The organism is Streptomyces sp. JW3 (assembly GCF_052216785.1).
In the GTDB taxonomy this organism is placed as follows: Bacteria; Actinomycetota; Actinomycetes; order Streptomycetales; family Streptomycetaceae; genus Streptomyces.
The window spans coordinates 17811-28873 of sequence record NZ_JBQOUX010000099.1 but is presented as its reverse complement, the minus strand read 5'-3'; the positions used below and the strand labels follow the sequence as shown (position 1 = coordinate 28873).

Here is an 11063-nt window from a genome sequence, read left to right as displayed (position 1 = left end):
GCTCGGACGTGGGACGGACCGGCGCGGACGGCGTCCGAGGGGGCGGGGCAGGGGGTTTGGGCGGCGTCGGCTTCGGGGGCGTCGGCTTCGGCGGCTCGGGCGGCGTGGGCGTGGGCGTAGGAGTCGGCGTGGGCGGCGGGCACGGCGGGAACGTGGGCCAGGTGCCGCCGCTGCCGGCGACCGCCGCGGCCCTGGTGTCCCCCGGGCCGTTCGACACGTACGCGCACGCGTCCGCCGCCGCGGGGGCCGCGGGAGCGCCGGCGAGTGCGAAGGCCAGCGTCACCAGGGCCAACGTCCGTCCGGCGGGGGCGGATCGGATCGGTTCGGGTGCATGCACGTGGCGAATCATGGAGCGTGCCGCGACGGGGCACGCCGAGATGGCACCGGATTGCCCCGAAGGAGGGATCCGGCTCGCACGTACGTATGGCCAACTCGAGGGAACGGCACGCGCTGTTGAAGAAAACCCCGCCGCCGTTGAACACCACCGGGCCGCCCGTGCGTACCCCCTGCCGTGCGGGGAGCGGCAGTTCTCCGCACCACCCATCCAAGAAGGGGGAGTTGACGATGAGGACCTCGTGGCGAAACGCCTCACTCGTGGCGAGCGCCGCGGTGGTGCTGGCGCTGACGACGGCGTGCGGTCAGGACGGCGGCGCCGCGGGCGGCAGCCAGAACGTGGGCGCCTCGGCCCAGCCCGGCGAGATCGGCACGGTCGGCGCGGGCCAGGGGCTCGGCGCGGACGCCGGGGACGCGCGGTCGGCGAGCCCGGCCGCCGCGGGCAAGCTGTCCGTCGCCGCCGACGACGAACTCGGCGAGCTGGTGACCGACGGCGCCGGCCGCACCCTGTACCGGTTCGACGCCGACACCGCGAAGCCGCCGAAGACGACCTGCGAGGCGGACTGCGCCACGGCCTGGCCGCCGGTGGCCGCCGACGACGCGATCGCCGGCGAGGGCATCGACGAGTCCCTGCTCGGCGAGGTCACTCGCGCCGACGGCACCAAACAGCTGACCATCGGCGGCTGGCCGGCGTACCGCTACGCCAAGGACACGGCGGCCGGGGACGTCAAGGGCCAGGGCGTGAACGACAAGTGGTTCGCGCTCGCCGCCGACGGCACGAAGGCGGCCCGGCCCGGCCTGTCCACCCGCCAGGACCCCGACCTCGGCGAGATCGTCGTCGACAAGGACGGGATGACGGTCTACCGCTTCCTGAAGGACGTGGCCTGGCCCGACCCGGTCTCCGCCTGCACCGGCGACTGCCTGAAGAAATGGCCGGTCGTCGCCCCCGTGGAGGCCGACGACACGGAGAACGTGGAGAAGAAGGGCCTGATGAGCTTCACCCGGCCGGACGGCGCGGCCCAGCAGACCCTCGACTGCTGGCCGCTGTACACCTTCGCCGGCGACGCGGAGCCCGGTGACATCAACGGCCAGGGCGTCGGCGGCACCTGGTACGCCGTCGCACCCGACGGAAAGCCGGTCAAGAAGTAGCACAGGAGCAGTGGGCCGCCCCTCCGCCTCGGCGCGGAGGGGCGGCCCACTGCGCGCTGCCGCGCGGGCGGCACGTGCCACCGGCAGTGACCGGGAACGGATGGTCAATTTCCGTTTCCGCTCGCTCCTTTGGCGGGCGATCAGTAGCCTCTGCTCGAACACCGGATCGCCTTGAGCCTTGGAGAACCAGATGGAGCGTCCCGCCTGGGCCCCGCGGAGCATTGACATCACGGTGCCCAGCGTGTCCCGCATCTACGACTTCTACCTGGGCGGTTCGCACAATTTCGAGGTCGACCGGGAAGCGGCCCGCCGGGCCATGGAGTTCATGCCGGGACTGCCCAAGGCGATGCAGGCCAACCGGGCGTTCATGCGCCGTGCCGTGCGCTTCGCGGCCGGCGAGGGCATCACCCAGTTCCTGGACATCGGCTCCGGCATCCCGACCTTCGGCAACGTCCACGAGGTGGCCCGACGGGCCTGTCCCGGCGCCCGGGTGGTCTACGTCGACCACGACCCGGTGGCGGTCGCGCACAGCCAGGCGGTGCTGGCCGGCGACGCGGACGCGGACGTGGTCGCCGCCGACCTGCTGGGGCCGCGCGAGATCCTCGCCGCCGAGCAGGTGGAGCGGCTGATCGACCTGAATCGGCCGGTGGCCCTGCTGCTCGTTGCCATACTGCACTTCGTGGCAGACGAGGACGACCCGTACGCGGCGGTGGCCGAGTTGAGCTCCGCGCTCGCGCCCGGCAGCATGCTCGTCCTCACGCACGCCGCGTACGAGCACATCCCGCTGCCGCCCGAGCGGGCCTCGGGCGCGGTGGACGTGTACAAGGACATCCGCAACCCGCTGATCATGCGCACGCGCGAGGAGATCGCGCGGTTCTTCGAGGGGTACGACATGGTGGAACCCGGACTGGTGCCGATGGCGCGCTGGCGCCCCGAGGAGGCACCGGAGGGCGAGGACCCCTACGCCTTCTCCGGTTTCGCCGGCGTGGGGCGTACCGCGTGATGGCGCAGCCGGACGGGCCCGAGGACAGACTGCGCAGGTTCGCCACGATCTGGAGCCGGGCGGTGTTCCCCGTCACCACGACGTCGTCGACCCGGCCGGAGTTCGAGGCCGAACTGCTGCCACTGGCCCGGCGGCTGAGCGAGGTGCTGCGCGCCCGCGCCTTCGAGGCGGAGGCGGCCAAGGCGGTCGGCGCCGCCCTGGTCGACGCGCACTGCACCGACCCCGAGGCGCTCAGCCGCACCCTGGACTGCGTCGACGCCTACCTGGTGCTCTACTGCGGCGAGGGCGGCGACCAGGAGGACCTGCGGGCCCGCTCGGCGCGGATGCAGCACGCGATGGCGGCCGGTTTCGCCCAGGCGCTGCGCGCCCGTACCCTGGCCGAGCAGGAGGCCATCGCGCAGGCCGCACTGAAGGCGCAGGGCGTGGTGGCCGCCGCGCTGCACGCCAGCGAGGCCCGCTTCCGCGCGGTCTTCGAGGGCGCCGCCATAGGCATCGGCATCGCCGACCTCGACGGCAACATCCTCCAGGTCAACGAGGCGCTGACCCGCATGTTCGGCCTCACCGACCAGAAGCTGCGCCAGGGCCGGGTACGGGACTGGACCCACCCCGACGACGCCCCGCAGACCTGGCGGCTCTACGACGAACTGGTGCGCGGCGAGCGCGAGCACTACCACCTGGAGAAGGCGTTCTACCGGCCCGACGGCACCGTGCTGTGGACCAACCTGACCGTCTCCCTGCTGCGCGACGCCGACGGCGTCCCGCAGTACCAGCTCGCGCTGATGGAGGACACCACCGAGCGTCGGCTGCTCAACCTGCGGCTGCGCTACGAGGCCACCCACGACGCGCTCACCGGCCTGCCCAACCGCAGCTTCTTCTTCGAACGCCTGGAGAAGGCGCTGAACGCCGGTGAGGGCCAGCGCTTCGGCCTGTGCTACCTCGACCTGGACGGCTTCAAGACCGTCAACGACAGCCTCGGCCACGCGGCCGGCGACCGGCTCCTGGTGGAGGTCGCCGACCGGCTCCAGGGCTGCGCCACCGCGCCCGGCGAGATGGTGGCCCGGCTCGGCGGCGACGAGTTCGTGGCGCTGACCTGCGGTACGGACACCGCGCACGAGGTGGACGAACTGGCCGGCCGGATCATGAACGCGCTGCTCGCGCCGATCGGCATCGACGGCCGGGAGATCACCGTGCGCGGCTCCATCGGCATCGTGGAGGGACCGGCGGGGGAGCGCAGCGCGGCCGAGGTGCTGCGCAGCGCCGACATCACCATGTACCGGGCCAAGTCGGCGGGCGGCAACCGCTACGAACTGGCCGACCCGGAGGCCGACGCCCGCGCCATCACCCGGCACGGACTGACCACGGCGCTGCCCGCCGCCCTGGAGCGCGGCGAGTTCTTCATCGAGTACCAGCCGCTGGTCCACCTCGGCGACGGCAGCGTGCGCGGCGCGGAGGCGCTGGTGCGCTGGCTGCACCCGCAGCACGGCGTGCTCGGTCCGGACCGCTTCATCCCGCTCGCCGAGCACACCGGTCTGATCGTGCCGCTGGGCCGCTGGGTGCTGGAGCAGTCGGTGCGGCAGGCCCGCGCCTGGCGGGAACTGTACGGCGACGGCGGCGCGGACCCGCTGCGGATCAACGTCAATCTGTCGCCCTGCCAGCTCACCCACCCCGGGCTGGTCCAGGACACCGTCGACATCCTGGAGCGGGCCGGGGTCGCGCCGGACGCCCTGTGCCTGGAGGTGACCGAGTCGGCCCTGATCGGCGCGGACGACGATCTCCTCAAGCCCCTGCGGCGCCTTGCCGAGATGGGCGTGGACATCGCTCTGGACGACTTCGGCACCGGCTACTCCAACCTGGCCAACCTGCGCCGGCTGCCGGTGAGCGTGCTGAAACTGGACCGCTCCTTCACCCAGAGCATGCAGCGGTTCCCGGCCGACCCGGTCGACCTGAGGATCGTCGAGGGCATCGTCTCCCTCGCCCACGGCCTCGACCTGACGGTCACCGTGGAGGGCGTGGAGACCGGCGCGCAGGCGGAACAGCTCCGGATACTGGGCTGCGACACGGCCCAGGGCTGGTACTACGCCCGTCCGGGCCCGCCGGAACGGCTGCACGAGCTGGCATTGGTGGACGCGACGGGGTGATGAGGCGAGGCGCCCCGAAAGGGGCGCGGGGAACTGCGCGACCAGCCAGAACGAGCCCGCACCCGACGACGAGACGTGCGGGCTTCGTCGTGGCTGAGCGCGCCCACGCGGCGGAGCCGCATAGGGATACAGCCCCGCGCCCCTCAACAGCATCACCTCACCGTTCCAGCAACATCCTCTGGAGTTCCCGCGCGGCCCTCGGCGGAGCCACGTCGCTGCGGTGGGCCAGCGCGATGGTGCGGTGCAGCCCCGGCCGGGCCAGCGGGGTGACCCGCAGCCCCCGGCCGGACCGCGCGGCCACCATGCGGGGGACGACGGCGATCCCCAGCCCCGCCCGGACAAAACCGAGGACGGCGTCCATCTCGCCCCCCTCCACCGCGAAGTCCGGCTCGAACCCCGCGGAGCGGCACGCCGCCACGGTCAGCTCCCGCAGGTCGTAGCCGTGCCGGAACATCACAAGGCGCTCGCCCTCCAGGTCCCCGATGTCCACCGCCCGCCGCCCGCCGCCGGGCCGCGGCTCCTCCGGCGACGACACCACCACCAGGTCCTCCCGCAGCAGCTCCACCGTGGTCAGCGCCGGCGACGGCGTGGGCAGCGGCAGCACCACCAGCGCCAGGTCCAGCGCCCCGCGCGCCAGCTCCCGTACCAGGTCGTGGCTGCCGCCCTCCTCGATCAGCAGCCGGATGCCGGGATAGCGGTCGTGGAAGGCGCGCAGCACGTCGGGGAGCAGACCGGTGCACAGGCTCGGCGTGGCGCCGAGCCGGACCCGGCCGCCGCGCAGTTCCACCAGCTCCCGCACCTCGTGCCGGGCGGTGTCCGCGTCGGCGAGGATGCGCCGGGCCAGCGGCAGCAGCGCCTCCCCGGCGTCGGTCAGCGTGATGTTGCCCCGGGCCCGCTGGAACAGATCCGCGCCCAGCTCCCGCTCCAGCGCCTTGATCTGCTGGGACAGCGACGGCTGGGAGACATGGACGAGGTCGGCGGCCCGGGTGAAGTGCCGGGTCTCGGCCACCGCCACGAAGTACTGGAGCTGCTGGAAGTGCACGCCGCCAGCATAGGCACTCGATAGACAGTGCCTATCGAAACGAGCCGGACCATGTCTTGGACCGATGGGGCTCCTCGGCCCTAGCGTCTTGTGACATGGCTCTGGCAACGCGGACGGACCGACGGCCGTCCATGGCACGCACCGTGTGGGACTCCACCGTCGGCAAGAAGACCGTGATGGCGGTCAGCGGACTGATCATGCTGCTGTACCTGGTCGTCCACATGATCGGCAACCTGAAGATCTTCTTCGGCACGGCGGAGTTCAACCACTACGCCCACTGGCTGCGCACGGTCGGCGAGCCGTTCATGCACTACGAGTGGACGCTGTGGCTGGTCCGGATCGTGCTGGTGGTCGCCGTCGTCGCACACGCCACCTCCGCGTACCAGCTCAGCCGCCGCGACCTCAGGGCCCGGCCCACCAAGTACGTGCACCAGCGCAAGCGGGCCAGTTACGCCACGAACACCATGCGGTACGGCGGGATCATCCTCGCGCTGTTCATCGTCTGGCACATCCTGGACCTGACCACCGGCACCGTGCACTCCGGCGGCTTCCAGTCGGGCAAGCCCTACCAGAACGTCGTGGACACCTTCTCCACCTGGTACGGCAACGTCATCTACATCGTCGCCATGCTCGCCCTCGGCCTGCACATCCAGCACGGCTTCTGGAGCGCCGCCCAGACCCTCGGCGCCGGCAGCCGCAGCCGCGACCGGGCCCTGAAGACCGTCGCGAACGTCCTCGCGCTGCTGCTCACGGCCGGCTTCATCGCCGTCCCCGTGGGCGTCATGACCGGAGTGGTGAGCTGAACATGACTTCCTACGCCGACTACCCGACCGGCGCGCCGGTCGTCGACGCCAAGGCCCCCGAGGGCCCGATCAACGAGCGCTGGGACAAGCGCCGCTTCGAGGCCAAGCTGGTCAACCCCGCCAACCGGCGCAAGCACACGGTGATCGTGGTGGGGACGGGACTCGCGGGCGGGTCCGCCGGCGCCACCCTCGCCGAACAGGGCTACCACGTCGTCCAGTTCTGCTACCAGGACTCCCCGCGCCGGGCCCACTCCATCGCCGCCCAGGGCGGCATCAACGCGGCGAAGAACTACCGCAACGACGGCGACTCCGTGCACCGCCTCTTCTACGACACGGTCAAGGGCGGCGACTTCCGGGCCCGCGAGTCCAACGTCCACCGGCTCGCCCAGATCTCGGTCGAGATCATCGACCAGTGCGTGGCGCAGGGCGTGCCCTTCGCCCGCGAGTACGGCGGTCTGCTCGACACCCGCTCCTTCGGCGGCGTCCAGGTCTCCCGTACGTTCTACGCCCGTGGCCAGACCGGCCAGCAACTGCTGCTCGGCGCCTACCAGGCGCTCAGCCGGCAGGTGGCGGCCGGGAACATCGAGCTGCACCCCCGTACCGAGATGCTCGACGTGATCGTGGTCGACGGGCGGGCCCGGGGGATCGTCGCCCGGGACCTGATCACCGGGAAGATCGACACGTACTACGCGGACGCGGTGGTGCTGGCCAGCGGCGGCTACGGCAACGTCTTCTACCTGTCGACCAACGCCATGAACTCCAACGCGACCGCCGTGTGGCGGGCGCATCGGCGCGGCGCCTACTTCGCCAACCCCTGCTTCACGCAGATCCACCCCACCTGCATCCCGCGCACCGGCGACCACCAGTCCAAGCTGACGCTGATGAGCGAGTCGCTGCGCAACGACGGCCGGATCTGGGTGCCGAAGGCCAAGGGCGACGACCGCCCGGCCAACAAGATCCCCGAGGACGAGCGCGACTACTACCTGGAGCGCATCTACCCGTCCTTCGGCAACCTCGTCCCCCGGGACATCGCCTCCCGTGCCGCGAAGAACGTCTGCGACGAGGGGCGGGGCGTGGGCCCCGGCGGGCAGGGCGTGTACCTGGACTTCGCGGACGCCATCAAGCGGATGGGGCGGGGGGCCGTCGAGGCGAAGTACGGCAACCTCTTCGACATGTACCAGCGGATCACCGACGAGGACCCGTACCGGGTGCCGATGCGGATCTACCCCGCCGTGCACTACACGATGGGCGGCCTGTGGGTCGACTACGACCTCCAGACCACCGTCCCCGGTCTGTTCGCGGTCGGTGAGGCCAACTTCTCCGACCACGGCGCCAACCGGCTCGGCGCCTCCGCGCTGATGCAGGGCCTGGCGGACGGCTACTTCGTGCTGCCGGCCACCATCAACGACTACCTCGCCCGCAACCCCCACAAGGACGAGGTCGGCGACGACCACCCGGTGGTGCAGGAGGTGCTGGCCGAGACCCAGGACCGGCTGAACCTGCTGCTGTCCGTGGACGGCGACCGCACCCCCGACTCCTTCCACCGCGAACTCGGCGAGCTGATGTGGGAGTTCTGCGGCATGGCCCGCACCGACTCCGGCCTGCGCAAGGCCCTGGAACGCATTCCGCAGATCCGTGCGGAGTTCTGGCGCCGGATCAAGGTGCCCGGCACCGGCGAGGAGTTCAACCAGTCGCTGGAGAAGGCCAACCGCGTCGTCGACTACCTGGAGCTGGCCGAGCTGATGTGCCTCGACGCGCTGCACCGCGCCGAGTCCTGCGGCGGCCACTTCCGCGAGGAGTCCCAGACCCCGGACGGCGAGGCGGCCCGGGTCGACGAGGAGTTCTCCTACGCCGCCGCCTGGGAGTTCGCCGGCACCGGCGAGGCGCCCGTCCTGCACAAGGAAGACCTGGTCTTCGAGTACGTCCACCCCACCCAGCGGAGCTACGCATGAGGCTCACCCTGCGCGTCTGGCGGCAGAAGAACGCCGACGCCGAAGGCGCCATGTCCACGTACGAGGTGGACGGGATCTCGCAGGACATGTCGTTCCTGGAGATGCTCGACACCCTCAACGAGGAGCTGATCCTCAAGGGCGACGACCCGGTCGCCTTCGACCACGACTGCCGCGAGGGCATCTGCGGCGCGTGCTCGCTCGTCATCAACGGCGACGCGCACGGCCCGGAGCGGACCACCACCTGTCAGCTGCACATGCGGTCGTTCCGGGACGGCGACACCATCGACATCGAGCCGTGGCGGGCGTCCGCGTTCCCGGTCGTGAAGGACCTGGTGGTGGACCGGTCCGCGTTCGACCGGATCATCCAGGCCGGCGGGTACGTGACCGCTCCGACGGGGGCCGCGCCGGAGGCGCACGCGACGCCGGTGCCGAAGGCCGACGCGGACTTCGCGTTCGAGCACGCGGAGTGCATCGGGTGCGGGGCGTGTGTGGCGGCCTGTCCCAACGGGGCGGCGATGCTGTTCACGTCCGCGAAGGTGAATCATCTCAACGTGCTGCCGCAGGGGGCGCCCGAGCGGGAGTCGCGGGTGCTGGACATGGTGGGGCAGATGGACGCGGAGGGGTTCGGCGGGTGCACGTTGGCGGGTGAGTGTGCGACCGCTTGTCCCAAGGGGATTCCGCTGATGTCGATCACCAGTATGAACAGGGAGTGGCTGCGGGCTACTCGGAAGGCCGGGAAGCGGTAGCGCCGTTGCGGGGTGCGGGTGCGTCGTGGCTTGTCGCGCAGTTCCCCGCGCCCCTTTCAGGGGCGTCTTCATGAACGTTCGCCGACAATGTGCGGACGGGCGGGGCCGGGAGAGGTGCTCCTTCCGGCCCCGTCTCGCATGTCGCGCCCCGGGGATTCAGCGAGCGCACATCCGCTCTCCCGGCGTTGGTCATGCGCAGGACAGCCGGGGTCGGGAGAACTGTGGCGAGCCCGGCCCCTGACCAGGAGAGCAGCCATGAGCGGTGTACTGACCGTCGACCGTCCCCCGCAGCCCGCGGCACCCGTCCGTTATACCGTCTCCCTCGCCCGCGACGAGGACGAGGTCCGGGCCGCGCAGCGGCTGCGGCACGAGGTGTTCGCCGGGGAGATGGGCGCGCTGCTGTCCGGTCCGCAGCCCGGCCTCGACAGCGACGCCTTCGACGCCTACTGCGACCACCTGCTGGTGCGCGAGGAGACCAGCGGCCAGGTGGTCGGCACCTACCGGCTGCTGCCGCCGGAGCGGGCCGCGGTCGCCGGGCGGCTGTACGCGCAGAGCGAGTTCGACCTGTCCGCGCTGGACCCGATCCGCCCGGACCTGGTCGAGGTCGGCCGCTCCTGCGTCCACCCCGACCACCGCGACGGCGCTGTCATCGGCCTCATCTGGGCCGGCATCGCCCGCTACATGACCGACCGGGGCCACGAGTGGCTGGCCGGCTGCTGCTCCATTCCGCTCGCCGACGGCGGCGCCCTCGCGGCGGCCACCTGGGACCGGGTGCGGGAGCGGAACCTGGCCCCCGAGGAGTACCGGGTACAGCCGCTGCTGCCGTGGGTCCCGCGCCCCGGGGCGCCGGCCGGGCCCGCCGACGTGCCGGCCCTGCTGCGCGGCTACCTGCGGTTGGGCGCCTGGGTGTGCGGGGAGCCCGCGCACGACCCCGACTTCGGCGTCGCCGACCTGTACGTGCTGCTGCCCATGAGCCGGGTCAACCCGCGCTACCTGCGGCACTTCCTCTCGCTCGTGCCCGCCGCCCGGTGAGCGGCTGGCTGCCCGGCGCGCCCTGCACCCCCGAGGGCTGCGTGGAACGGGCGCGGACCGCGGCGGCCGTACCCCGGGCCGTGCTGCGGCTGACGGCGGTCGCCGTCCTGCTGCTGGCCGGGATCGCGCTGACGCCGGTCGGGCACCGGATGCCCGCCACCCTGGTGCGGGCCTGGTCCCGGTGGATCATGCGGGCGGCGGGGGTCCGGGTCCGGATCGTCGGCAGCGCGCCGCCGGCCGGCGGGCTGCTGCTCGTCGCGCACCACGTCTCCTGGCTGGACGTCCCGCTGCTGGCCGCCGTCCGGCCGGCCCGGATGGTGGCCAAGACGGAGATCCGGCGCTGGCCGGTGGCCGGGTGGCTGGCCGCCCGCGGCGGCGTGCTGTTCATCGACCGGGACCGGCTGCGGGCGCTGCCCGGCACCGTGGCCCGGATCGCCGCCGAACTGCGCGGTGGCGCCGCGGTCGCCGTCTTTCCCGAGGGCAGCACCTGGTGCGGCCGGGCCCGGGGGCGGTACCGGCGGGCCGTCTTCCAGGCCGCGCTGGACGCGGACGTGCTGGTCCAGCCGGTGCGCATCCGGTACCTGGCGGGCGGGCGGACGGTGAGCACGACGCCCGCCTTCGTCGGCGAGGACACCCTGCTCGCCTCGCTGTGGCGGGTGGCCTGCGCGCGCGGCCTGGTGGCCGAGGCCCGGGTGCTGCCGGTCCTCCCGGCCGGCACCCGTCCCGACCGCCGCGACCTGGCCCGCGCCGCCGAGGAGGCGGACGCCGGCACCCTCGCCGGTCACCACGGGAAAGCACACTCGAAAAGTGCGTGCTATTTGTGACACATGTGCCGTTTTCCGGCTCTTGATGCGGAAAACCGTAC

The 11063-nt window shown here is 72.2% G+C and carries 9 protein-coding genes; 8 read left to right on the top strand and 1 reads right to left on the bottom strand.

The window, feature by feature from the left end; translation table 11 throughout:
• Positions 1-564 precede the first annotated feature (564 nt).
• The 3 genes from ACTT8P_RS30100 (at position 565) to ACTT8P_RS30090 (ending at position 4623) form a co-directional block, all read left to right on the top strand.
• A complete protein-coding gene (locus tag ACTT8P_RS30100) occupies positions 565-1482 on the top strand; it encodes an SCO0930 family lipoprotein (RefSeq protein WP_442834930.1) in 918 nt (305 codons plus the stop codon).
• Positions 1483-1672: 190 nt separating this feature from the next.
• Positions 1673-2485, top strand: coding sequence for an SAM-dependent methyltransferase (locus tag ACTT8P_RS30095; protein ID WP_442834929.1), 813 nt, complete (start codon positions 1673-1675; stop codon positions 2483-2485).
• Positions 2482-4623 carry a putative bifunctional diguanylate cyclase/phosphodiesterase gene (locus tag ACTT8P_RS30090; RefSeq protein ID WP_442834928.1) on the top strand — a complete coding sequence of 714 codons (2142 nt, stop codon included), beginning with the start codon at positions 2482-2484 and terminating at the stop codon, positions 4621-4623. The genes ACTT8P_RS30095 and ACTT8P_RS30090 overlap by 4 nt, the downstream gene beginning before the upstream one ends.
• 157 nt (positions 4624-4780) lie before the next feature.
• On the opposite strand, the gene ACTT8P_RS30085 is transcribed toward ACTT8P_RS30090, so the two are convergent.
• Positions 4781-5665 carry a LysR family transcriptional regulator gene (locus ACTT8P_RS30085; protein ID WP_442834927.1) on the bottom strand — a complete coding sequence of 295 codons (885 nt, stop codon included), beginning with the start codon at positions 5663-5665 and terminating at the stop codon, positions 4781-4783.
• A 131-nt stretch (positions 5666-5796) separates the two neighbouring features.
• Between ACTT8P_RS30085 and ACTT8P_RS30080 the strand changes: the two genes are divergently transcribed.
• The 5 genes from ACTT8P_RS30080 (at position 5797) to ACTT8P_RS30060 (ending at position 11022) form a co-directional block, all read left to right on the top strand.
• Positions 5797-6468, top strand: coding sequence for a succinate dehydrogenase (locus ACTT8P_RS30080; RefSeq protein WP_442834926.1), 672 nt, complete (start codon positions 5797-5799; stop codon positions 6466-6468).
• Positions 6469-6470: 2 nt separating this feature from the next.
• On the top strand, positions 6471-8420 hold the full coding sequence (locus ACTT8P_RS30075; protein ID WP_442834925.1) for a fumarate reductase/succinate dehydrogenase flavoprotein subunit: 1950 nt from the start codon (positions 6471-6473) through the stop codon (positions 8418-8420).
• The gene (locus ACTT8P_RS30070) at positions 8417-9166 is read left to right on the top strand and encodes a succinate dehydrogenase/fumarate reductase iron-sulfur subunit (RefSeq protein WP_442834924.1); all 750 of its coding nucleotides are present in this window, start codon (positions 8417-8419) and stop codon (positions 9164-9166) included. Before ACTT8P_RS30075 ends, ACTT8P_RS30070 begins: the two co-directional genes overlap by 4 nt.
• A gap of 255 nt (positions 9167-9421) precedes the next feature.
• Positions 9422-10198 carry a GNAT family N-acetyltransferase gene (locus ACTT8P_RS30065; RefSeq protein ID WP_442834923.1) on the top strand — a complete coding sequence of 259 codons (777 nt, stop codon included), beginning with the start codon at positions 9422-9424 and terminating at the stop codon, positions 10196-10198.
• On the top strand, positions 10195-11022 hold the full coding sequence (locus ACTT8P_RS30060) for a lysophospholipid acyltransferase family protein (protein ID WP_442834922.1): 828 nt from the start codon (positions 10195-10197) through the stop codon (positions 11020-11022). The genes ACTT8P_RS30065 and ACTT8P_RS30060 overlap by 4 nt, the downstream gene beginning before the upstream one ends.
• The last annotated feature ends 41 nt before the right edge of the window (positions 11023-11063 follow it).

Excerpts from the sequence above, each read along its gene's own strand:
- ACTT8P_RS30100 (WP_442834930.1), top strand. The coding sequence starts at position 565 with ATGAGGACCTCGTGGCGAAACGCCTCACTCGTGGCGAGCGCCGCGGTG.
- ACTT8P_RS30095 (WP_442834929.1), top strand. The coding sequence starts at position 1,673 with ATGGAGCGTCCCGCCTGGGCCCCGCGGAGCATTGACATCACGGTGCCC.
- ACTT8P_RS30080 (WP_442834926.1), top strand. The coding sequence starts at position 5,797 with ATGGCACGCACCGTGTGGGACTCCACCGTCGGCAAGAAGACCGTGATG.
- ACTT8P_RS30075 (WP_442834925.1), top strand. The coding sequence starts at position 6,471 with ATGACTTCCTACGCCGACTACCCGACCGGCGCGCCGGTCGTCGACGCC.
- ACTT8P_RS30070 (WP_442834924.1), top strand. The coding sequence starts at position 8,417 with ATGAGGCTCACCCTGCGCGTCTGGCGGCAGAAGAACGCCGACGCCGAA.
- ACTT8P_RS30065 (WP_442834923.1), top strand. The coding sequence starts at position 9,422 with ATGAGCGGTGTACTGACCGTCGACCGTCCCCCGCAGCCCGCGGCACCC.